This is a genomic window from Umezawaea sp. NPDC059074 (assembly GCF_042738955.1).
Classification (GTDB): domain Bacteria; phylum Actinomycetota; class Actinomycetes; order Mycobacteriales; family Pseudonocardiaceae; genus Umezawaea.
The window spans coordinates 91,453-112,547 of the sequence record NZ_JBHYHC010000015.1 but is presented as its reverse complement, the minus strand read 5'-3'; the positions used below and the strand labels follow the sequence as shown (position 1 = coordinate 112,547).

Below are 21,095 nucleotides of genomic sequence, written 5' to 3'. Positions count from 1 at the left end.
GTGGTGGGTAGTAGACCCGGCACCACCACGGCGAGCAGCGCCGCCCCGATCACGCAGAAACCCAACCACCGGCGATGTCGCATGACCGCAGCTACCCGCTGGTCCGGCCCTGAAACCTTTTCCGCTCCAAGTGGTGGTATATGCCGGATTAGTCCTGAATGGACCGGCCTACGGGTGCAGGAGGACCTTCGTCCAGCCGTCCTCGCGGTTGTCGAAGTGCTCGTAGGCCTCGGCGGCCTGGTCGAGGTTCAGCTCGTGGGACACGATGAGGCCGGGGTTGAGCTTGTCGCGGTGGATGAGGTTGCGCAGCTGCCGGTTGTACTGCTTGACGTTGGCCTGGCCGGTGCCCATCGACTGGCCCTTGAAGAAGAACGTGCCGAAGTCGAAGGCGAACCGGCCCTCCTTGGCCTCCTCGTCCGGGGCGCCGGGGTCCTGTGGGACGAAGACGCCGACGACACCGATGCGACCGGTGGGGCGGACGGCCTGGATCAGGCTGTTGATGGTCAGACCGGGCTTCTCGACGCCCTGGTGGTCGTGCGCCTGGTAGCCGACGGCTTCGACGCCGCGATCGGCTCCCTCGCCCCGCGTGGCGTCGAGGATCTGCTGCACGGCGTCACCGGCGCTGTCGTCGACGGGCGTGGCGTCCACGGCCTCGGCGAGCTTGAGCCGGTCGGGCTGGTGGTCCACGACGAACACCTGGTCCGCGCCGCGCAGGCGAGCCGACATGGCGGCCATGAGACCGACCGGGCCCGCGCCCCAGACCACGACCGAGTCGCCGATGCCGACCTGGGCGAGTTCGGTGCCGTGGTAACCCGTGGGGAGGATGTCGGACAACATGACGTAGTCCTTCTCCTTCTCCCGCGCGTCATCGGGCAGGACCAGCGCGTTCCAGTCTGCGTAGGGCACGCGCAGCAGTTCGGCCTGCCCGCCGCTGTAGGGGCCCATCGAGGCGTAGCCGTAGGCCGCGCCCGCGTTGCCGGGGTTGGCGGTGAGGCAGAACCCGGTGAGCCCGGACTCGCAGTTCTTGCAGAACCCGCAGCCGATGTTGAACGGCAGGCAGACCATGTCGCCGACCTTCACGCGGTCGACACCGGGCCCGACCTCGACGACCTCGCCCATGTTCTCGTGACCCAGGACCTTGCCCTGCTCGACGTCGGTACGGCCCTCGTACATGTGCAGGTCGCTGCCGCAGATGTTGGTGGTCGTGATCCGGACGAGCGCGTCGGTGGGGCGCTCGACCCTCGCGTCCGGGACCTCGTCGACGGAAACGTTCTTCGGGCCGTGGTAGACAAGCGCGCGCATGGGGAACTCCTCGATTGATCGTGCGATCCGAGTTGTTTTCGCTGGTGCTCGCGTCGTGGTGGCGCGGCACGGATCCCGGTCATCTCATCTCGGGGGCATACCCGGTTCGCCCGCGTTCATGTCCCCGGCGACGAAGCAATCGCCGTGACGCGAAGGCAGGTCGTTGTCATGAGCGGTAGTCGCATTCGGATGAACGGAGGCAGAGCCGGGCGTACTGCTCGACACTGACCCCGACCAGGCCGGTGTGAACTCGTCCGAACGGGGTAGCCGCCGGTATGACCACTTCAACGCCTTCGCTGAAAGCCCTCGCACTCGTGTGCACGCTCTCGCCGTCCCCGGCGGAGTCCAGCAGCCAGCTCATCGCCGACCAGGTGCTCGGCGCGCTGGCTGAGCACGGGGTAACGGGGGAGAGCGTCCGGTTGGTCGACCACGACGTGAAGCCCGGCGTCCTCACCGACATGGGGACCGGGGACGCGTGGCCGTCCATTCGGGAACGGATGCTCGCGGCCGACATCCTGCTGGTGTCCACGCCGACGTGGATGGGGCAGCACAGCAGCGTGGCGCAGCGGGCGATGGAACGCCTGGACGGAGAACTGTCCGAAGAGGACGACGAAGGACGTCTGCTGACCTACGGCAAGGTCGGTGTCGTGGCCGTGGTCGGCAACGAGGACGGCGCGCACAAGATCAGCGCGGACCTGTTCCAGTGCCTCAACGACGTCGGCTTCACGATCCCGGCGGCCGGCATCACGTACTGGAACGGCGAAGCCATGCAGGGCAAGGACTACAAGGACCTGAACGAGACCCCGAAGGCCACCGCGGGCACCACGAAGACCCTCGCCGCGAACGCCGCCCACCTGGCGCGGCTGCTCAAGTCCGCGCAGTACCCGCCGAGCTGAGCGCGACGTGCCCCATGCCGAAGTGTCGAGTGTTTCCACGCCTGGAGGACAGATGACCGAGGTCACCGCGCACCACGGAATGTTCAAGGACACCAAGCTCCACGTGGACGACACCGGCGGGCCAGGACGACCCGTGGTCCTGATCCACGGCTGGCCGCTGTCGGGTGAGTCCTGGAAGTACCAGGTGCCCGTGCTGGCGAGCGCGGGTTACCGCGTCGTCACCTACGACCGGCGCGGGTTCGGGCGCAGCGACAAGCCGCTGACGGGCTACACCTACGACACCCTCGCCGGGGACCTGCACACCCTGCTCGACGAGTTGGACCTGCGCGACGTGACCCTGGTCGGCTTCTCCATGGGCGGCGGTGAGGTGGCCCGCTATGTCGGGAAGTACGGACCCGATCGGCTGCACAGCGTCGTTTTCGCCTCTGCCGTGCCGCCGTACCTGCTCCGGTCCGATGACAACCCCGACGGTCCGTTGACCAAGAAGCAAGCGGCGGGGATGGCGGCCTCGCTGACGAAGGACAAGGACGCGTTCTACGACCAGTTCGTCACGGAGTTCTTCTCCGCCAACGGTGAGCTGAAGGTGAAAGAAGCGCAGCGCCGGGAAGCTCTCGCTCTGTGCGACCAGGCGAGCAAGGAAGCGGCGCTGGCCTGCATGGCCGCCTTCGGCGCCACCGACTTCCGCGACGACCTGGCCAAGGTGACCGTGCCCGCGCTGGTGGTGCACGGCGACAGCGACGCCACCGTGCCGTTCGAGGGATCCGGCGCCCGTACCCACGCCGCCGTGACGGGTAGCGAGTCGCACGTGATCGCGGGCGCGCCGCACGGCGTCACCGTGAGCCACACCGACGAGTGGAACCGGGTGCTGCTGGACTTCCTGGCGAAGTAGTCGTCGCTCGAACCGATGAGGTGCTCGCGCCGAACATCCAGGAGAAGGGGATCTCGACGCGAGTGGGCATCGGGAGTGGTCCACCGCCGTGCGCTTCCGCGGTTGCGAACGCCTCCCGGTGCTGTGATCGTGGATCACAGCGAGTCCGTTGCGGCGGTGCGCCCCTGTTCGGTTCGTGGTGCCGCCCCAGACCCCGGTGGCCTGTGCAGGACCAAGTGGTCTGGAGGCACGTGATGACGCGCGTCAGAGCCCAATCCATTGGACGGCGGTCCGACCCGAGTTCCTGGGGAGTGGAGTACCCGCGTCTGCGGGTGGACAACGTCCCGCGCGCGATGGACTTCTACCTCGCGGTGGGGTGCGAGGTGCACCTGGTGGCGGATGGGTGGGTGCAATTCCGCCAAGCGGAGACCCGATTCGTTCTCGTCCAGGGCTGTGACGACCGGGATCACGTCTCCGAGTTGCTCGACCTGACCAGCCCGGATCTGCTCGGGTTACGCGGAAGAGTGTTGGCATTGGGGATCGAGGCGGGTCCGATCGTGTGTTCTCCCAGCGCTCCCGACGGTCGGATCCAACTCCAAGATCCTGATCTGCACACGGTGATGATCACCTGCGTGACGCTCGCGTCGGCTGTGGAGATGACACCACCGGTCCAGCGCGGACCAAGAGACTTCACCGGGTACCGATGAACTCGGCGCAGGGATTCCCATCGGACGACACCGCGCGCCTCCTGGTCGCCGCCGGGAGAGGGGACGTGCACGCGTTCGGGCAGTTCTACGACCGTGTCGTGGGCACGATCGTGGAGTGTGTTCACGCGGTGGTGGGTGATCCGGTTCGTGCGGAGAAGATCGCCCACGAGGTCCTCGTCGAGGTGTGGGCAACTGCGGGGAGCTACTCGCCCGACCGCGGCGACGCCGTTTCCTGGACGGTGCGGCTCGCACAACGACGGGCGACCGAGCAGGTCGCTTCCGCGCCGGAGGTCGAGTACGCGGACACAGCGCCGGTGCGCCAAGACCGTGGTCGTGTCGCCGATGGGTTGACGCGGCTGACCCGGTCGCAGCGCGAGGTGTTCCTGCGGGTTCACCGTCAAGGGCAGACCTACCGCGAGGTCGGCAAGGCCATGGGCGTCTCCGTGGTCGCGGTGAGAGCACTGGCTCGTGACGCCGTGGCCCTGCTGCGGGACGTTCTCGCCTGAACAGGGCTGGCGACGGGATGGCGCTCACCGCGGCTTGTCGACCTGACGGAATTCGCACACCACACCGTGGTCCCGCAGGAAGGCCAGCCACCTGAGCGCGGAGTCGGCGTCATCGGCCGCGCAGTGCAGCCCCGGCGTCGTCGTGCGGGTGAGGATGTCGAGCACGCCGCACGCCAGCGTGACCGAGACGGTGCGGGCCATCGCCGTGTCCGTCCGGTCGCCGATGGTGTCCAGGAGGTACTCGCCCGACCACCGGACCTCGCCCTCGGCGACGACCTCCAGCGCGACGGACAGGATCACCCGGTCGAGGTCGTTCTCGGTCATCGGGTGCGCGCGGGCGAGGTCGGCTGCCACGACGTCGAGTCGGGAATCGTCGCTCGGCACGGGAAAGACGTCCGTCCACGCTTCGCGCCAGCCGTCGAGCCGCACGGTGCCGCGGACGAACGTGTCGAGCGGCCAGCGCATCCGGTAGCGCTCGATGAACGGGACGCTGTCGCGGTTGGGGTAGATCTCGAACTTCTCGCCGTCGATCGAGTGGGCGCGGGTCGCTTCCACGGGTGGTCGACGGTGATCGTCTGGTCGTGGTCGACGTACCGGGCGGGGTGCGCAGGGCGGTGAGGACGCTGCGGGGCGCCCAGCTGAAGCGGTAGCGGAAGTTGTTGGGAACGGCCGGAAGGCCGCCGCAGTAGGACGTGAACGCGGCGGTGCCCGTGACGTCACCGGCCTCGGCGACGAGGCGATGGGCGAGCAGGTGGTCGATGCCGGGGTCCAAGCCCGCCTCGGTGAGGATCGCCAAGCCCCGTTCCGCCGCGATCGGCGCGAGCGCGGCGATGTCGTCGGACAGGTAGCTGCTGCACGCGAAGTGCGCCGACCGGTCGAGGCACAGCCGCACCAGCGCCAGGTGCTCGGTGGCGGGCAGCATCGACACGACCACGTCACCGGGACGCAGGGCATCGGACGGCGCGTCGTGGTCGAACGCTCGTGGCGTGGCCAGGTTCGTCGCGCCGACCTTCGCCAGGCACCGTTCGGCACGGTCGGTGGTGCGGGCCCACAGCACGACGTCGTGGTCCGCCGCGAGGAGGCGGAGTCCGCTGCCGGTGGACAGGCCTGCGCCGATTCAGTGGACGCGGCCGGTGGGGGCACGAGATCAGTCATCGGGTAGCTCCTCGGTGGTCTTGGTCGCGAACAGGTCGGCGCAGCGCCGCCATGGCGCGGTGGCGTCGAGGAGGCCCCGGAGGTGGGGCAGCAGGTCGGCGGAGACCGCGGTGCTGGATTCGAGCGGCACGAGCGAGGGCAGGTTGTCGATCAGGTCCCAGCGTGTCGGGTCGAGGCCCGCGGCGTGGAGCGCGCGCTCGGCGCCGTGTCCGCACCGGCCGAGGGCGCCGATGACGATCGCGCGGCACGGCTCGCCTCCCGCCAGCAGCCGGTTCACCGTGGCCACCGACATCGGTTCCGGCCAATGCCACCGATGAAACCGAGCACCATGTGGACTCTTGACGTGCTGCAAGCGCGTCATCCGCTCCGATTCCCTCGGTGTCTGACCACAACGACCCGGCCCGGTCCACCGAGCACGCGGACGGCTCGACACGCTGGTGGACGCCGTCACCGGACTGCTGGTCCTGCCGGTCCCCGGTGATCCGAGCGCTCCTCGTCCGGTCATCGGGAGCAGTCCGGAGCAGTGATCGTGAGCGAGCCGCCACGGCCGGGTGAGTGTTCCACCGACTCGTTCGTGTGATCGACTTTCGTGGAGTCCGGCCGCACGTGGCGCGCTGTGGTGCGGTGGCTGTGTCGGGCACAGCCACCGCACCGGTCAGCCTTCGAAGCGGCCTTGCTTGATCCCGGTGAGGAACGTCCGCAGGGCGACCCGGTTGATCTTCAACACCGGCCCGCGTTCGTTCTTCGAGTCACGGACTGCGTCGAGGTCACCAGCGATCTCGACACAATCGGTGTTGGCGCTGCTCCGACTCGACTTGCGCCATCTGGTCATGCTGATCTCCTGATCCGTTCGGCCTCCCGCGCGATCAACGCGGCGGTCTGTTCCGCGTCGATCGCCACCTTCAGCGTCCTGTCCACGGCCTCCACGTAGGCCGCGATGTCATCATCGTCGTTCAGGAACAGCGCGGATCGTCGGTTTTCCAAGTGCACCAACGACGTGGTGCTGTTGCCGAGGAGAAGGAAAGGTCCTTCGAGAGCTGGATGCCAGCCTGCGTCCTCGGGAATTACGCGCACGGTGATGTTCGGCAACTGAGCCATCTTGGCCAAGTGGTCGAGTTGCTCTGCGAGCACCCGAGGCCCACCGATCGGTCGCCGCAGGACACCTTCGCCGACGAGGGCGAGTAGAACCGTGGGCTGGGTGCGCACCAGGATGTCGCGGCGACCCATTCGCACGGCGACACGCGTTTCCACCTCGTCATCAGGAACACCTGCGGCTCGCATGACCGCACGGGCGTACCCGCTGCTCTGCAACAAACCGGGCATGAGCAGGGGAGCGACGCTCGTGATGTGCGTGGCCATCTGCTCGAAGTCCAGCAGGGCGGCGAGTTGGGCCTGCTGCTCAGGCAACGTCACAGCCAGCCAAGCGTTGCCGCCGGTGTCACTCGCCAGCGAGAGGATCTCCTCGGTCTCGGCTTCGGTGGCACCGAGAACCTCAAGAATCCCTACGAGTTCGTCCGGACTTGGCGGTGACTCGCCGCTCTCGATCCTCGACATCGTGCTGTTGGCGATCCCCAACTTCTTTGCTGCGCCGCGCTGGGACAGGCCACCGCTGTCGCGAACCGAGCGGATCTTGGCTCCCAGGGCCATGGCTTTGGGAGTGATGTTGCGGACCATGCCCGTCAGCATAGGGAGGCTCCTTGAACTGCGATGTGTCGCCCGATCAGGGCATTGACCAAGTGTTGCGGAACAGTCAGTCTAGTTCCGCAACACTTGGAACACCCTAACGGCGAAGACCGGAAGAGCGCGACTCATGGTTGGTCGTGTCGGGCTCGTCGAACTGCTACCGGCCCCCGATGGGCCGGATGTCGGCGGCGGGCAGCACTGGTGCGCGCGAGGTCTGCGCAGCGCCCGGTGCACCCGTCGCCCCCGAGGTGCGGGCTGTCGGCCCGCGCTCCCGGTCCCGCATCGCGCCCCCGTGCGGACCGGGCACGGGTGGGGTCGCCCGCTTCCCCCGACAGGCGACCCCACCCGTGTCGGTAAACGCGTCAACCAACCACGAGGACACCCCATGAACCACAGCGCACTCCACGGGACGACGTGATGGCGCACCGAGAATTCCGCTGGCTGCCCCACGACGGTGGACGGCACGCGATACCGGCGAGCCTGGTGGTCGGCGACGTGGCCAAGACCCTGTGCGGGCGCGAACTGGCCGTCCCGCACGATCCGCCGACGAAAAGCGAGTGGTGCTGGCCCACCTGCCTGGCGTGCGACGCGTCGTGGCGGGAACGGGAAGGCATCCTCCCGTTCCCCCGCCCGGCCACGAGCCATCGCGTTGTCGCGAAACGGGCGGTGGCGCGGCGATGAGCGGGACCGACGACGCGCTGGTGTTCCGCGCCGTGCGCGAGAAGGTGCTCGACCAGTTCACCGACCTGGTCGACATCGCGCTCAACGGCGACCGGGACGCCGCCGCCGAGATCGCCCGCAAACACCTTCCCCGACTGCTCGCCGGACTGCGTGCCCTGCTGGCCGACCACGTGCCCGACGCCGACGGGCGCTGCGTCGCCTGCGCTTCCCGACGACGACGCGGCCCTCGGCTGTGCCGCCAGTTCACCGAGTTCCAGCTGGCGATCGTCACCTACGACGAACGGCCGCTTCGCCCCGCCAGGCATCGCCGGTGGCGTAAGCGAAACCCCTGACTCCCACTCCCCGGCAGTCCACAGTGGATCCTGCCGGACCGGATTCGACTACCGAAGGTTGACCTGGTGATAACCGACGACGCAAACCCCCGCCGCGCTACCCTCCACATGCGTGAGATCGGTCAGGAGATCCGACTCGCCCGACAACGGTCGAACATCAAGGCGACGCGGGCCTGTGAGGAGTTCGGCTGGTCCGCGTCGAAGCTCAGCAAGATCGAGAAAGGCTTTCGACGCCCGAGCAGTTGGGACGTGGCGCGGCTCCTGGGCCTGTGCAGCGTGGGGCCCGAGACCGAGGGCACGCTGCGCGCCCTGGTCGAGGAGTTCGACGCCGGGTACTTCGTGCGACGTCACGGCAACCGGTTGCCCGAAGCGTTGACCGTCGTGGCGATGCACGAAGCGATGGCCACCGCGGTCACGACGTACGCACCTGTGGTGGTGCCGAGCCTCGCGCAGAGCGCCGACTACGCACGCGCGCTGCTGAACGATGAGCTGGAGGCAGGCGCTGACGTGGACGCCGCGGTCGAGTCGAGGATGGCGAGACGAAACCGCCTCCTCTACGGGGTGACGGCTCCCTGCGTCGTGGTGTACCTCGGAGAGATGGCGTTGTCCGGGGTCGTCGGTAGCGCTGCCGTCATGCACGACCAGCTCACCGCGTTGGCGATGATGGTGAGCAGAGGCGTGATCACGCTCAGGATCATCCCCCGCAGCGCCAGTCTCAGCAGGCTCGGTCAAGGCGGCTCGCAGCTCGAGTTCCGCAGGTTCCCGTCGGTCGTCTACGCCGAGATCGACTGCTTGACCGTGGTCTACGACGACGTCGACTTGGTGAATCGATGGCGCACCAAGGAAAGCAGGCTCGACGAGGTGGCGCTCACCGCGTCGGATTCGCTTGATCTCCTGCTGTACTGGGTCGACCACTACGGCCGCCTGTCCACGTCCGTGGCACCGCCCGCACCTGCCGCGGCCGGTAGCGATGATGCCCGGTCATAACGATCACCTGAACGAATGACACCTCGTGCGTGTTCGGTGGTCGGAATAGCGGACCACCACTCACTCGAACGAGTCGATAATGATCACCATGCGACGGGCGGACACGGCTCGGGGACAGGGCGGTTGACTGCAACGTGAACGGCGACGCGAAGAACCAAGTGCGGTTGAGCGGCGCGTCGTCGGCGGCGACCAGGCTCGTGCGGCGCTGTCCGCCCTGCCTCCCGAGCACGCGGCTGGTAGCGGAGTGCTCCACTGGTGGCGAACGAGCCGGACGTTGGAGTCCGAAGCCGGTTCTCCTGCTTCAACACGTTTTCCCCGTGGCAGAAGCACTCACGGACGCCGAGCTGGACTTCCTGCGGTCGGTTCTCGACCTGGCGCGTGCCGGTGACACCGCCGGGCCGGCCGAGGCCGTGGACGCGGGCGTGCCCGTCAACCTCGCCAGTGGCGCCGGGGACTCGCTGGTGATCCTCGCGACCTACCACGACCACCCCGAGACCGTTCGCGCGCTGCTCGCGGCAGGCGTGGACCCGGCGCTCGGTGGTCGTTCAGCGCTCGACATCGCGCGTTCTTCGAACTCCCGGAGATGCTGGACCCGCTCACCGCGGACCGGTGATACGACCGAGGGTTCGAACCGCTCCACCCGGTTATTCCCCGACCCATGGACCAGAACACCGCCAAGACGACGATCACCAGCACTCGTGGTGGTGTGACGATGGGTGTCGAGGAGGAGTTCCTCCTGGCCGACCGCGTGTCCCGGCGGACCGTGCCGCGCGCGCCCGCCGTGCTGAAGCGGGTGCGGCCCGACGGGCCGGGGCTCGCGCACGCCGAACTGCTCACCTCGCAGGTCGAGGCCTCGACCGGCGTGTGCGAGGACGTGGACGAGGTGCGCGAGCACCTGGTGTCGGGTCGTGAGCGGCTGGCCGAGGCCGCCCGTCAGGAGGACGCGCTGCTCCTCGCGGCGGGGATGCCGCCGTTGCCGGGACAGGACGTCCGGACCACCTCCGGGGCCCGGTTCGAGGCCATCGCGGAGCGGTACCGCGCGGTCGTGGAGGACTACGAGTCGTGCGGTTGCCACGTGCACGTGGGTGTGCCCGACCGCGACACGGCCATCGCCGTGGCCAACCACCTGCGGCCGTGGCTGCCGACCCTGCTGGCGCTGTCGGTGAACTCCCCGTTCGGCGACGGCCGCGACACCGGGTACGGCAGTTGGCGGACGATGCGCCAGGCGGCGTTCCCCGGTTCCGGCCTGCCACCGCGGTTCGGGTCGGCGGCCGAGCACGACCGCGAGGTCTCCCGCCTGGTCGAGTGCGGCGTGCTGGTCGACGAGCGCATGAGCTTCTGGCTGATCCGCCCCTCTCCCACGTACCCCACGGTCGAGGTGCGCGCGCCCGACACCGCGTTGACGGTCGACGGCGCGGTGCTGCAAGCGGCCTTGACCCGCGCGCTCGTGCGCACCGCGCTGGCCGACCTGGATCGGGGCGTCGAAGGCCCGGAGATCGACCCGCAGACCGCGGCGGCCGCCCTGTGGTCCGCCGCGCGGCACGGGGTGGCCGGACCCGGCGTCGACCTCCGGCTGGGCCGCGCCGTGCCCGCCGAGGACTTGGCGACCGGTCTGGTCGACCACGTCGCCGCCGCCCTCGAGGACACGGGCGACGCCGCGCTGGTGCGAAAGCTCCTCAAGGAACTCCTCGCCAACGGAACAGGCGCTGACCAGCAGCGTTCCGCCGCTGTGCGGGGGAGGGGCGCGGCGGTGGACTTCGTGGCCGGCCGCACGTCGTCCGTGACGGGACCCGGTGCATGATCCGGCGCGCACACGGAACGGCGAACTCGTGCGAGCCCGCCGGGACGGTCCACCTCGGTGCGGACCTGGACGGCTTGGCGGACGTCGCCGACGACCTCGCCCGTCGCGCGGGACGCACTCGGCTGGAACGACGTCGACCAGTTCACGACCTCGGCGACCAAGAAGCCGACCACCACCGCCACGACGATCAGGACCACCGGCCCGATCGCTCGCGAGGGACTACCCCGGTCGGACCAACGGGAACCAGGCCCGCGATTCCGCCGACTTCGCACGTTTGGCGCGAGGATCCCTCGGGAAACCGGCCCGCGAACAGCAAGGGTCGACGACGGTCCGTCGTTGCCGCCGAAGAAGGGAAGACGTCATCGTGGGCATCTTGGGTTGGATCGTTCTGGGGCTCATCGCGGGTGCCATCGCGAAGGCGATCATGCCCGGCAAGGACCCCGGCGGCATCATCGTCACCATCCTGATCGGGATCGTCGGCGCCATCCTCGGCGGCTTCATCGGCCGCGCGCTGTTCAACAGCGACATCAACAGCTTCTTCGACCTCAGCACCTGGCTGCTGGCCATCCTGGGCTCGCTGGTGCTGCTCGGCATCTACCGGCTCGTGACCGGTCGACGCTCACACGCCTGACCCCGCAAGACGTGGAAGAAGCCCCGGCCGACACTGTCGGCCGGGGCTTCTTCCTGTCGGTGAACGGTTGGACGACCGTGTGCGGGGTAGCCTGGTGATGTCCTCCGCCGGGAGCGCCTTGACCCCGCCCTCACGACGCTTTGCTGTCACGTGAGCAGTCGGGCTGCCCCTTCCCACCGTGTTGTGACGAGCCCGTGGACGTCCTTTCGGCCGTGGGGTTTCTCCAGTGCGCCGGGCTGTCGGTGCTGATCGCCGCGCACACCCACCACGAGAGCGCCCGACGGTCACCAGACCAACCTCGAAGGACGTGTCCGATGACCGACAAGAGCACCGAGTCCGAGGCGCCTGCCGAAGCCGCCTCCGACACCCCCACCGGAAAACTGGCCCAACCGACCCCGACGCTGCCGGACGGTTTCACCGACCTGGACCGCCAGGCCATCGACACCGCGCGGGTGTTGGCGATGGACGCCGTGCAGAAGACCGGCAACGGTCACCCCGGCACCGCGATGAGCCTGGCGCCGCTGGCCTACTTGTTGTTTCAGAAGTGGCTTCGGCACGACCCGTCGGACCCCGACTGGGTCGCTCGCGACCGCTTCGTGCTGTCCATGGGCCACTCGTCGCTGACCCTCTACGTCCAGCTGTACTTCTCCGGCTACGGCCTCGAGCTGGCCGACCTGGAGGCGTTGCGCACCTGGGGATCCCGGACCCCCGGCCACCCCGAGGTCGGCCACACCGCCGGTGTGGAGACCACCACCGGCCCGCTGGGCCAAGGCGTCGGCAACGCCGTCGGCATGGCCATGGCCGCCCGCCGGGAACGCGGCCTCCTCGACCCCGACCCCGGTGCGGACAGCCTGTTCGACCACACCGTCTGGGTCTTCGCCTCCGACGGTGACATGGAGGAGGGCGTCTCCGGTGAGGCGGCGTCGCTGGCGGGCACCCAACGCCTGGGCAACCTGGTGATGGTCTACGACGACAACGACATCTCCATCGAGGACGACACGACCATCGCGTTCACCGAGGACGTCGGCAAGCGGTACGAGGCCTACGGCTGGCACGTCCAGCACGTCGACGACGGCGAGGACCTGGCCTCCCTGGACGCCGCTCTGGCCGCGGCCAAGGCCGAGACCGACCGCCCGTCGCTCGTCGTGCTGCGCACGATCATCGCCTGGCCCTCGCCGAACAAGCAGAACACCGGGGCCTCGCACGGATCCGCCCTCGGCGAGGACGAGGTGAGGGCCACCAAGCAGGTCCTCGGTTTCGACCCGGACAAGAGCTTCGACGTCGCACCCGAGGTGCTCGCGCACGTCCGTGAGGTCGCCGAGCGCGGCCGCGCGGAGCACGCCCGGTGGCAACCCGCCTTCGACGCCTGGCGCTCCGCCAACCCCGATCGGGCCGCGCTGTTCGACCGGATGCGTGACCGCCGACTGCCGTCGAACGCCTTCGACGCCCTGCCGGTCTTCGACGCCGACCCCAAGGGGATGGCCACGCGCAAGGCGTCCGGGCTGGTGCTGGCCGCGCTGTACCCCGCGCTGCCCGAGTTGTGGGGCGGCTCGGCCGACCTCGCGGAGTCCAACAACACCGCCGTCGAGGGCGAGCCGTCGTTCCTGCCCTCCGGCAACCAGACCAAGGCGTGGAGCGGTGGCCCCTACGGCCGGACGCTGCACTTCGGCGTGCGCGAGCACGCCATGGGGTCGATCATGAACGGCATCGCGCTGCACGGCGGCACCCGCGTGTACGGCGGCACGTTCCTGACGTTCTCCGACTACATGCGCCCCGCCGTCCGGCTGGCCGCGCTGATGCAGATCCCCGTCACCTACGTGTGGACCCACGACTCCATCGGCCTCGGCGAGGACGGCCCGACCCACCAGCCGATCGAACACCTGGCCGCGTTGCGGGCGATCCTCGGCCTGGACGTCGTCCGACCGGCCGACGCCAACGAGACCGCCGTCGCGTGGCGCACGATCCTGGAGCAAAACGACCGTCCCGCCGGGATCGTCCTGTCGCGGCAGAACCTACCGGTCTTCGACCGCTCGGTGATGGGCTCGGCCGGGGGCGCCGCGAAGGGCGCTTACGTGCTGGCGGAAGCCGGCACCGGACGGCCCGATGTGATCCTGATGGGCACCGGGTCGGAAGTGCAGATCGCTGTGGCCGCAAGGGCAAGGTTGGAAGCCGACGGCATCCCCACCCGTGTGGTGTCGATCCCGTGCCAGGAGTGGTTCGCCGAGCAGGACCAGGCCTACCGCGACGAGGTGCTGCCGCCTGCGGTCCGCGCGCGGGTCAGCGTCGAGGCCGCCGTCGCCCAGGGCTGGCGCGAGTTCGTTGGCGACGCCGGCCGGATCGTCGCGCTGGACCGCTACGGCGCCAGCGCCGCCTACACCGTCCTGTACGAGCAGTTCGGGCTCACCGAGTACGCCGTCGTCGCAGCAGCCCGCGACAGCCTCGAAGCTGCCGCGAAGGGCGTCGGCCCGGCCGCGGGCGCTGACGTCGTGGGCGGGCTCGAGACGCGCACCGCCGACGGCTCGTGACCACCACGGGAAAGGAACCCATGACACAGAACCTCGCCACCCTGTCCAAAGCCGGCGTCGCCGTGTGGCTCGACGACCTGTCCCGCGACCTCGTCCACGGCGGCGGTTTGCAAACCCACGTCGACGAGCACTCCGTCGTCGGCGTGACCAGCAACCCCTCCATCTTCGCCGCCGCCATCAGCGGCTCGAAGTCCTACGACGACCAGTTGCACGCCATGGCGGTGCGCGGGGTCACCGTCGAGGAGGCGCTGCGGGTGATCACGGCCGCCGACGTCCGCGACGCCTGCGACGTGCTCGCCCCGGTCGCCGCGCGCACGGGCCGGGACGGCCGCGTGTCCCTGGAAGTAGCGCCCTCGTTGGCGCACGACACGGACGCGACCGCCGCCGAAGCCGCCCACCTGTGGTGGCTGGTCGACCGGCCCAACCTGTTCATCAAGATCCCGGCGACCGTCGAAGGCCTGCCCGCCATGACCGAGACGATCGCCAACGGCATCAGCGTCAACGTCACCCTGATCTTCAGCCTCGAGCGCTACCGCGCCGTGATGGACGCTTACCTCGCCGGGCTGGAGAAGCGCGCGCTCGACCCCGACGCGTCCTTCGAGGGCATCGAGAGCGTGGCGTCGTTCTTCGTGTCCCGAGTGGACACCGAGATCGACCAGCGGCTCGACGACTCCTCGCTCAAGGGCAAGGCCGGTGTCGCCAACGCTCAATTGGCCTACCAGGCGTACGAGGAGGTCTTCTCCTCCGACCGCTGGAAAGCGTTGGAAGCACGGGGTGCGAGCAAGCAGCGTCCTTTGTGGGCGTCGACCGGGGTGAAGAACCCCGACTACAGCGACACGCTGTACCTGTCGGAACTGGTCGCGCCCGACACCGTGAACACCATGCCGGAGAAGACGATGCTGGCCTTCGCCGACCACGGGCAACTCGGCCGCCCGGTCCAGGAGACCTACGCCGACGCGGCCGCCGTCCTCCAAGCCGTGACCGACGCCGGGGTCGACCTCGACGACGTCTTCGCGGTGCTGGAGGACGAGGGCGTGCGCAAGTTCGCCGACGCCTGGGACGACCTCACCGATTCCGTGCGGGAACAGTTGCGCGACAGGGCCTGACGATTCCTGGCGGTCCGCTGCTCGATGAGTCGACGTGGAAGCACTGACATGGCAGGGAAACGAGGAGGTCCAGGTCACCGAGGAAGTCCGTGACCAGGGCAAGGCCGCAGGCGCGGTTCGGCCCGATCGTCGTGCCCGAGGGCACGCCGGACGAGCGGTTCCTGTTCCTGTCCGACGTCCGGTTGCCCTGATTTGCCCTGTTTTTGACCTGTAGGACCGGCCTGTCGTGGACGATGTCCGATCATGACACCCGGAGCGCAGATCACCGCCGGAGGCGCGGTGAACGCCGTCGACACCGCGGCTGTGGCGGCTTTCCCGGAGATCGCGATGCTGCTCGTGCTCCGTGACGCGGGCTGGACGTTCCTGCCGCGAGGATCCGACCCGGATCAGCTCGACGGTTTTCGGACGTGGGACGACGGGTGGTGCGACGCCATTCGCGTTCGGTCCGGCAGCGACGTGCGCGCGGTCCGCACGAATCCGGACGACCACCTCGTGTGGATCCGCACGGGCACGCTGGTGGACGTCGTCACGGAGTTGCTGGTCCTGCCGGTGCCCGACGACTCGACCGCGCCCCGACTGGTGATCGGGAGCAGCCCGGACCGGTGACCGCCACTGCGAGTGATCAGGGTTCGACGGGCGCCGTGGCCACCACGAGGTTGCTCCCGGTGGAGATCCCGTCGAGCCCGGACAGCTCCAGGATCCTCGCCGGAGCACTGCCCCGCGCGGCGGTCACGGTCAGCCTGCCGCCCGTTCGCGTGGTCTCCGCCGCCAGGTCGAGCAGCAGCGCGATGCCGGAACTGCTCAGGTACCGCAACCGGGTCAGGTCGACCTCGACCCGGAGACGGGCCGCCGCGGAGATCCGCGCCAGCAATTCGGCCCGCACCTCCCGCACGCGGGCGAGGTCCAGGTCTCCGGTGAGCCGCACCGCCAGCGCCCCGGCGGAGTCGTCCGGAGCTGGTCCGGGGTGCGATGCCACGGGGAGTCCGACCGTGTCGGCCGCGAGTCGGAAGCGGAGGGTCGTGCCGGTGGGCCCGCGGTCGAAGACCGCGCGTTCGGACAGCGCCTCGATGATCCGCACACCCCGCCCGCGGTTTCCGTTGTCCGTCGGTTCCGGTCGCCACCGCCCGCGGTCCCGTACGACGACGTCGATCCGGCCCTCGGCGGTGCGGGTGACCTCGTAGTCGAAGTCGCCGGGATCGTGCGGGTAGGCGTGGTCGACCGCGTTGGCCGCGGCCTCGCCCAGCGCGAGCTGGAGGTCGTCCAGCGCGTCCGGCGACAGGCCCGTCCCGGACGCCCACTCCTCGACCGCGCGCCGCATCACCCCGAGCTGGACGGACTCCGCGGGAACACCACGTCTGACCAGGGACTCGGGCAGGTACCGCACGGCGAGCAGCGCCACGTCGTCGTCGTGCCCGTCGGCCAGTAGCGCGTCGGTGACCTCGTGGGCCAGCGCGTCGGGCGCGAGGCCGCCGCCCGCGCGGACGGCGTCGAGCAGCCGCTCCAAACCGGTGTCGATGGGCGCGTCACGGCGTTCCACCAGCCCGTCCGTGTAGAGCACGACCGACGCCCCCGGTGCGAGCACGGCCATCTCCTCGCGGTAGGCGTCCCGCCCTCGCACGCCGAGCACGGGCCCGCCGCCCTCGTCGAGGAACCGGGCGGCACCGGCGTTCACCAGCACCGGCGGCGGATGTCCGGCCACGGCCCAGCGCAGCAGGCCCGTGGACCAGTCGAACGTCAAGCACGCGCACGTGCTGCCCGCCGCGCCGTTCACCCGGAGCGCGAAGGCGTCCAGGCGTTCCAGTGCCGCGGCGGGGGAGTGCCCGTCGAGCAGGGAGATCGCCAGCGCGGTGCGCAGCTGCCCCATCACCGCGGCGGCGGTGGGGCCCTTGCCCACGACGTCGCCGACCGACAGCGCGACGGTGGTGTCGGAGATCTGGAGGACCTCGTACCAGTCGCCCCCGGTCTGGGCCAGCGCCGAGGCGGGCAGGTAGCGAGCGGACGCCGCCAGCCTCGGCAGCTCGGGCAGCCGACGGGGGAGAAGGCTGCGCTGGAGGGTCTCGGCGATCTCGTGCTCGTGCTGCCGCAGCAGCTCCCGCTCGGTCTCCTCGCGCTGCCGCGCCGTCACGTCCCGTGCGATCGCCTGCACCCCGGTCGGCGTGCCCTGGACGCTCAACTCCAGTGCGAGCACCGTGCCATCAGCCCGCCGGACCTCCCACACCTCGTTCGCTTCCCGCGTCGTCGCCGACAGCTCGGCCACGGTGCTCTCGTACCCGGAGACGAACAGGTCGGTGACGGACGTGCCCAGCAGGTCCGCGCGGTCGTAGCCGAGCAGCGCGCACGCGGCGGGGTTGACCTCGACGAACCGCAGTTTTTCGTCGAGGACCCAGATCCCGTCGGTGGCGCGTTCCACCAGCAGCCGGTAGCGCTGCTCGCTGTCGCGCAGCGCCCTGGCGACGTTGGCCCGCTCCAGCGATTCCCCGCACCGGTCGACCACGGCCGCGACCAGCGCGATCTCCGCGGGTGTCCACCGCCGGGCGGTCGCCTGGTGCACGGCCATCGCGGCGACGAACCGGCCCTTCCTCATCAGCGGCTGGCAGATCACCGCGCGGATGCCCGTGGCCTGGTAGGCGGCCGGGTCGTCGTCCCGCAGCCGGTCGTCGACCCGGCTGTCGTCCACCACCCACGCCCCACCCGCGCGCATGGCCCGCAGACACCCCTCGCCGAACTGCGACATCGCGAACCGGCCCGTCAGGTGCGGCAGTCCCGTGGCGTGGTCCCCGCTCATGACGAAGTGGTCCTCGTCCGCCTCGGTCCTGGCGTAGGCGCACCGGTCTACACCGAGGTGCTCGCCCAACAGCCGCGTCGCCAGCGCCATGACCTGCTCGGCGTCCTCCACGGACTGCCACTCGCGTTCGAGGTCGGCGAGGAACCGCTCGTCGACACCCTGACCCGCGAGGACGCGCGCCACGACCGTGAGACCGCCCGGAGGCTCGGAGGACGTCGTGCACACGAGGAAGACCTCGACGTCCACGCCGTCGACCCGCAGGCTCGTGTCGCCCGACCACGCCCGGTCGGGCGCGGCCAACACCGCGATGAGCGCCTCGTCCGCGACGAACCGGTCGAACCGGGTCGAGGTGACGTCCGCGGCGGGCCCGATGCCCAGGATCGCCCGTCCCGCCGCGTTCAGCTCCGCGAAGGAGCCGTCAGCCCCGACGGTGGCCACGAGGTGCGAGAGGCCTCCGGCGTCCAGGTCCTCCACATCACTCCTGGGAAATCGGCGTCGTCAACTCCGTCACCGTCATGTTTTCACGTTCGTGCGAGACCCGCGACGCGGTTCGTCGCGGGTCTCGTTCGCGGTGACGCGGCACCGAGTCCGCCCCTGGTCATGCGCGAACGAGGTCATCCGGTCCAGGCGAGCAACGCCCGGTTGCGCTCCGGGTCGCGCAGCAGCCGCAGGGACTCCTTCTCCAACTGCCGGATCCGCTCCTTGGTCAGGCCCAGTTCGTCGGCGACCTCCTTCAGCGTGCGGGCGCGGCCGTCGACCAAGCCGTAGCGCTGGGTCATGATCCGCGCCTGCCGGGCGGGCAGCGTGTCGACCAGGGCGCGCAGTTCTCCGGCGAACCCCTCCCGCTCGACGGCCTCGTGGGCCTGAACGGCGTCGGTGTCCTCGATCAGGTCGGCCATCGACGTGCCGCCGTCGTCCCCGACCGGCGTTTCCAGGCTGATCGTGTTCCGCCCGGCCTTGCGCAGTTCGACGACCCTGGCGACCGGCAGCTCCACCACCTCGGCGACCTCTTCGGCCGTCGGCTCGCGGTCGGACTCGGACCGCAGTCCGCGCTCGGCCTTCCGCACCCGTGACAGCTGCTCGACCACGTGGACCGGCAGCCGGACGGTGCGGGTCTGGTCGGCCAGTCCGCGTTCGATCGCCTGGCGGATCCACCAGATCGCGTAGGTCGAGAACTTGTAGCCCTTGGTGTGGTCGAACTTCTCCACCGCGCGGATCAGTCCCAGGTTGCCCTCCTGCACCACGTCCAGGAACGGCAGCCCGCGCGCCGAGTGCTTCCTGGCCACCGAGACCACCAAGCGCAGGTTCGCCCGGATCATGTGGTCCTTCGCGTGCTCCCCCTCCCGCGCGATCACCCGCAGCTCACGGCCGCGCTCGGCGTCCAGCGGCGCGCTCTCGCCGTCCTCGGCCCGGCGGAGCAGTTCGACGGCGTACAGGCCCGCTTCGATCCGCTGGGACAGGTCGACCTCCTGCTCGGCGGTCAGCAACGGCGTCGTGCCGATCTCGCGCAGGTAGTGGCCGATCAGGTCCGCGTCGGGTGACCACTCCCCTCGAGGAGCACGGGACCTGGTCGGGCGGTCTTCCGGCAACGACATGATCATCTCCTTGTCGGGTCGCACCCGCGGGTTCGGTGAAGTGGAGGTGGGGTGGTCCGCGGCAACGACGGTCCATCACCCGTGCGCCCGAGAAGGGCCGGCACTGGTTCAACAGAACCGCTGCGTCTCGCATTCCTTGGTTCGGGAACGCGTTCGCGACATCGAAAGGGGGTACCCGAAAGGACGGCAGGCGTCCGGATCCGGCAGCTCCCGGAGCGGGCGTGGTGGCGGAGGCTACCGCGTTCCCGCCGCCCTGAGGACGGTGAGGACCAGGGTTCGGGTCACGGCGAGCACCTCGATCATGGGGACCTGTTCGCGAGGGCCGTGGGCCAGGCGGACATCGCCTGGTCCAAATTGGAGGGTCGGGATCCCGGCCGCCGCGTAGAGGCGGAGGTCGCTGCCGTAGGGGGCTCCGCACTCCTCCGGACGTGGTTGGGTTGTGGCGTCTGCGTAGGCGGTGCTTACCAAGTCGCGCAATGGGTTGCCTGCGGGGAGTTTGCCGCTGGCGAAGTGGCCGCCGGGCCATGTCACGGTTGCGGGGTGGTTGCGTAGCCAGGGGTCGGAGGCGCAGGTTTCCGCTACGCGTTGTTCGAATTGGGACTTGGCTTCAGCGGGGTCCTCATCCAGGCGTACGCCTAGGCGTCCTTCGGCGACCAGCAGGTCGGGGACGCTGCTGGCCCAGTCGCCTGTGTGCACCGTGCCCACGGACAGGGCGTAGGGCAGGCGGTGTTGGGAGAAAAGGGGATCCGGGTCTGTGTTGCGGTCGGTCTCCAGGCGGGTGAGGGCGTGGTGGATTGGTAGGTAGGCGTCGAACGCGCTGACGCCCGCGTCTCGTGTGCTGCCGTGGGTGGCTTGGCCAGAGACCTCGATGCGGAAGGTCACTGAGCCCGCGTTCGCGGTCACCAGGCGTCCGCTCGTCGGTTCGGTGATGACGCAGGCGTCGCCGGTGTGGCCCCGTCGCAGGGTGCCGTACGCGCCTAGGCCGCCGTCTTCCTCGCTGACGACGAAGTGTGCCGCCACGCGGCCTCGCAAGCGCACGCCGCTTGCCCTGATGGCCTCGAGTGCGGCGAGGTTGGCTACGACGCCGGCCTTCATGTCGCAGGCGCCTCGGCCGTGCACGATGTCGCCGACGGTCCTCGGTGTGAACGGGTCGCCGATCCAGCGGGCTGGGTCGCCTGGTGGGACGACGTCGACGTGGCCTTGCAAGATCACTGCGGGGCCGTCGGTGCCGGAGGTGGTGGTTGCTACCAAGCCCCAGGCCTCGTCGCGTGGTGCCTCCGAGCCGGGGAAGTCCGGTTGGGCGCGGAGGTCGGGTAGGTCCATGGACCACAGGTCGACGTCGAGGTCGAGCCGCTCCAGCCTGCGGGCCAGCCAGTGCTGCGCGTCGGACTCGGCGGCGGAGCCGGTGACGCTGGGGATCGCCAGTAGCGCCAGGAGGGATTCGGCGATCGCGGTCTCGTCGATGGCCGCGAGCGCGGCTGACTCGGCCGGGCTGAGTGACGCGTTCAAGGCACCTCGTCGTGGTCGTCTCAACG

At 69.7% G+C, this 21,095-nt stretch carries 21 protein-coding genes and 1 pseudogene; 13 read left to right on the top strand and 9 right to left on the bottom strand.

The features are described from left to right. Positions 1-168 precede the first annotated feature (168 nt). Positions 169-1,302 (bottom strand): glutathione-independent formaldehyde dehydrogenase, encoded by a 1,134-nt coding sequence (locus tag ACFWW9_RS10615; RefSeq protein ID WP_390374354.1) that lies wholly within the window; start codon positions 1,300-1,302, stop codon positions 169-171. A 275-nt stretch (positions 1,303-1,577) separates the two neighbouring features. On the opposite strand from ACFWW9_RS10615, the gene ACFWW9_RS10610 reads away from it, so the two are divergent. From ACFWW9_RS10610 to ACFWW9_RS10595, 4 genes are all read left to right on the top strand, one after another. Continuing rightward, positions 1,578-2,198 carry a flavodoxin family protein gene (locus ACFWW9_RS10610; RefSeq protein WP_390374352.1) on the top strand — a complete coding sequence of 207 codons (621 nt, stop codon included), beginning with the start codon at positions 1,578-1,580 and terminating at the stop codon, positions 2,196-2,198. 52 nt (positions 2,199-2,250) lie between these two features. Beyond that, positions 2,251-3,087, top strand: coding sequence for an alpha/beta fold hydrolase (locus ACFWW9_RS10605; protein ID WP_390374350.1), 837 nt, complete (start codon positions 2,251-2,253; stop codon positions 3,085-3,087). 311 nt (positions 3,088-3,398) lie between these two features. Continuing rightward, positions 3,399-3,773 carry a hypothetical protein gene (locus ACFWW9_RS10600; protein WP_390374349.1) on the top strand — a complete coding sequence of 125 codons (375 nt, stop codon included), beginning with the start codon at positions 3,399-3,401 and terminating at the stop codon, positions 3,771-3,773. After that, positions 3,770-4,279, top strand: a complete 510-nt coding sequence (locus ACFWW9_RS10595) for a sigma factor-like helix-turn-helix DNA-binding protein (RefSeq protein WP_390374347.1) — start codon at positions 3,770-3,772, stop codon at positions 4,277-4,279. The genes ACFWW9_RS10600 and ACFWW9_RS10595 overlap by 4 nt, the downstream gene beginning before the upstream one ends. Before the next feature lie 24 nt (positions 4,280-4,303). On the opposite strand, the gene ACFWW9_RS10590 is transcribed toward ACFWW9_RS10595, so the two are convergent. From ACFWW9_RS10590 to ACFWW9_RS10570, 5 genes and pseudogenes are all read right to left on the bottom strand, one after another. Continuing rightward, entirely contained in the window at positions 4,304-4,834 is a 531-nt protein-coding gene (locus tag ACFWW9_RS10590; protein WP_390374345.1) for a saccharopine dehydrogenase C-terminal domain-containing protein, read from the bottom strand. Between the two features lie 100 nt (positions 4,835-4,934). Next, positions 4,935-5,336: pseudogene (locus tag ACFWW9_RS10585) on the bottom strand (saccharopine dehydrogenase NADP-binding domain-containing protein); the annotation flags it as partial. A gap of 90 nt (positions 5,337-5,426) precedes the next feature. After that, positions 5,427-5,711 (bottom strand): hypothetical protein, encoded by a 285-nt coding sequence (locus tag ACFWW9_RS10580; RefSeq protein WP_390374343.1) that lies wholly within the window; start codon positions 5,709-5,711, stop codon positions 5,427-5,429. Between the two features lie 378 nt (positions 5,712-6,089). Further along, a complete protein-coding gene (locus tag ACFWW9_RS10575; RefSeq protein WP_390374341.1) occupies positions 6,090-6,266 on the bottom strand; it encodes a DUF397 domain-containing protein in 177 nt (58 codons plus the stop codon). Next, a complete protein-coding gene (locus tag ACFWW9_RS10570) occupies positions 6,263-7,120 on the bottom strand; it encodes a helix-turn-helix domain-containing protein (protein WP_390374339.1) in 858 nt (285 codons plus the stop codon). The genes ACFWW9_RS10575 and ACFWW9_RS10570 overlap by 4 nt, the downstream gene beginning before the upstream one ends. Before the next feature lie 414 nt (positions 7,121-7,534). Between ACFWW9_RS10570 and ACFWW9_RS10565 the strand changes: the two genes are divergently transcribed. From ACFWW9_RS10565 to ACFWW9_RS10525, 9 genes are all read left to right on the top strand, one after another. Beyond that, positions 7,535-7,798 (top strand): zinc finger protein, encoded by a 264-nt coding sequence (locus ACFWW9_RS10565; RefSeq protein WP_390374337.1) that lies wholly within the window; start codon positions 7,535-7,537, stop codon positions 7,796-7,798. Next, complete coding sequence (locus ACFWW9_RS10560) at positions 7,795-8,130, top strand: hypothetical protein (RefSeq protein WP_390374335.1); 336 nt, start codon at positions 7,795-7,797, stop codon at positions 8,128-8,130. Before ACFWW9_RS10565 ends, ACFWW9_RS10560 begins: the two co-directional genes overlap by 4 nt. A 108-nt stretch (positions 8,131-8,238) precedes the next feature. Continuing rightward, the gene (locus ACFWW9_RS10555) at positions 8,239-9,117 is read left to right on the top strand and encodes a helix-turn-helix domain-containing protein (protein ID WP_390374333.1); all 879 of its coding nucleotides are present in this window, start codon (positions 8,239-8,241) and stop codon (positions 9,115-9,117) included. A 317-nt stretch (positions 9,118-9,434) separates the two neighbouring features. Continuing rightward, entirely contained in the window at positions 9,435-9,827 is a 393-nt protein-coding gene (locus ACFWW9_RS10550) for an ankyrin repeat domain-containing protein (protein ID WP_390374331.1), read from the top strand. Next, complete coding sequence (locus ACFWW9_RS10545) at positions 9,776-10,918, top strand: glutamate--cysteine ligase (protein WP_390374329.1); 1,143 nt, start codon at positions 9,776-9,778, stop codon at positions 10,916-10,918. The genes ACFWW9_RS10550 and ACFWW9_RS10545 overlap by 52 nt, the downstream gene beginning before the upstream one ends. 364 nt (positions 10,919-11,282) lie before the next feature. Beyond that, positions 11,283-11,549: a GlsB/YeaQ/YmgE family stress response membrane protein gene (locus ACFWW9_RS10540; protein ID WP_390374328.1), complete on the top strand. Its 267-nt coding sequence runs from the start codon at positions 11,283-11,285 to the stop codon at positions 11,547-11,549. Positions 11,550-11,863: 314 nt separating this feature from the next. Further along, positions 11,864-14,074 carry a transketolase gene (gene tkt, locus ACFWW9_RS10535; protein WP_390374326.1) on the top strand — a complete coding sequence of 737 codons (2,211 nt, stop codon included), beginning with the start codon at positions 11,864-11,866 and terminating at the stop codon, positions 14,072-14,074. A 20-nt stretch (positions 14,075-14,094) separates the two neighbouring features. After that, the gene (gene tal, locus ACFWW9_RS10530) at positions 14,095-15,180 is read left to right on the top strand and encodes a transaldolase (RefSeq protein WP_390374324.1); all 1,086 of its coding nucleotides are present in this window, start codon (positions 14,095-14,097) and stop codon (positions 15,178-15,180) included. Between the two features lie 243 nt (positions 15,181-15,423). Continuing rightward, positions 15,424-15,786, top strand: a complete 363-nt coding sequence (locus tag ACFWW9_RS10525) for a hypothetical protein (RefSeq protein ID WP_390374322.1) — start codon at positions 15,424-15,426, stop codon at positions 15,784-15,786. A 16-nt stretch (positions 15,787-15,802) separates the two neighbouring features. Here the strand turns inward: ACFWW9_RS10525 and ACFWW9_RS10520 are convergent, their stop codons facing one another. The 3 genes from ACFWW9_RS10520 to ACFWW9_RS10510 all read right to left on the bottom strand — a co-directional run bounded on the left by ACFWW9_RS10520 (position 15,803) and on the right by ACFWW9_RS10510 (position 21,069). Next, positions 15,803-18,439 carry a SpoIIE family protein phosphatase gene (locus ACFWW9_RS10520; RefSeq protein WP_390374320.1) on the bottom strand — a complete coding sequence of 879 codons (2,637 nt, stop codon included), beginning with the start codon at positions 18,437-18,439 and terminating at the stop codon, positions 15,803-15,805. A 140-nt stretch (positions 18,440-18,579) separates the two neighbouring features. Further along, on the bottom strand, positions 18,580-19,560 hold the full coding sequence (locus tag ACFWW9_RS10515; protein WP_390374318.1) for an RNA polymerase sigma factor RpoD/SigA: 981 nt from the start codon (positions 19,558-19,560) through the stop codon (positions 18,580-18,582). Positions 19,561-19,794: 234 nt separating this feature from the next. Further along, on the bottom strand, positions 19,795-21,069 hold the full coding sequence (locus ACFWW9_RS10510; RefSeq protein WP_390374316.1) for an ArgE/DapE family deacylase: 1,275 nt from the start codon (positions 21,067-21,069) through the stop codon (positions 19,795-19,797). Positions 21,070-21,095 lie beyond the last annotated feature (26 nt).

What these genes read in the sequence shown, in the direction of transcription:
- ACFWW9_RS10615 (WP_390374354.1), bottom strand. Translation starts at nt 1,302, where the DNA reads ATGCGCGCGCTTGTCTACCACGGCCCGAAGAACGTTTCCGTCGACGAG.
- ACFWW9_RS10610 (WP_390374352.1), top strand. Translation starts at nt 1,578, where the DNA reads ATGACCACTTCAACGCCTTCGCTGAAAGCCCTCGCACTCGTGTGCACG.
- ACFWW9_RS10605 (WP_390374350.1), top strand. Translation starts at nt 2,251, where the DNA reads ATGACCGAGGTCACCGCGCACCACGGAATGTTCAAGGACACCAAGCTC.
- ACFWW9_RS10595 (WP_390374347.1), top strand. Translation starts at nt 3,770, where the DNA reads ATGAACTCGGCGCAGGGATTCCCATCGGACGACACCGCGCGCCTCCTG.
- ACFWW9_RS10575 (WP_390374341.1), bottom strand. Translation starts at nt 6,266, where the DNA reads ATGACCAGATGGCGCAAGTCGAGTCGGAGCAGCGCCAACACCGATTGT.
- ACFWW9_RS10570 (WP_390374339.1), bottom strand. Translation starts at nt 7,120, where the DNA reads ATGCTGACGGGCATGGTCCGCAACATCACTCCCAAAGCCATGGCCCTG.
- ACFWW9_RS10565 (WP_390374337.1), top strand. Translation starts at nt 7,535, where the DNA reads ATGGCGCACCGAGAATTCCGCTGGCTGCCCCACGACGGTGGACGGCAC.
- ACFWW9_RS10560 (WP_390374335.1), top strand. Translation starts at nt 7,795, where the DNA reads ATGAGCGGGACCGACGACGCGCTGGTGTTCCGCGCCGTGCGCGAGAAG.
- ACFWW9_RS10555 (WP_390374333.1), top strand. Translation starts at nt 8,239, where the DNA reads ATGCGTGAGATCGGTCAGGAGATCCGACTCGCCCGACAACGGTCGAAC.
- ACFWW9_RS10545 (WP_390374329.1), top strand. Translation starts at nt 9,776, where the DNA reads ATGGACCAGAACACCGCCAAGACGACGATCACCAGCACTCGTGGTGGT.
- tkt (WP_390374326.1), top strand. Translation starts at nt 11,864, where the DNA reads ATGACCGACAAGAGCACCGAGTCCGAGGCGCCTGCCGAAGCCGCCTCC.
- tal (WP_390374324.1), top strand. Translation starts at nt 14,095, where the DNA reads ATGACACAGAACCTCGCCACCCTGTCCAAAGCCGGCGTCGCCGTGTGG.
- ACFWW9_RS10525 (WP_390374322.1), top strand. Translation starts at nt 15,424, where the DNA reads ATGACACCCGGAGCGCAGATCACCGCCGGAGGCGCGGTGAACGCCGTC.
- ACFWW9_RS10515 (WP_390374318.1), bottom strand. Translation starts at nt 19,560, where the DNA reads ATGTCGTTGCCGGAAGACCGCCCGACCAGGTCCCGTGCTCCTCGAGGG.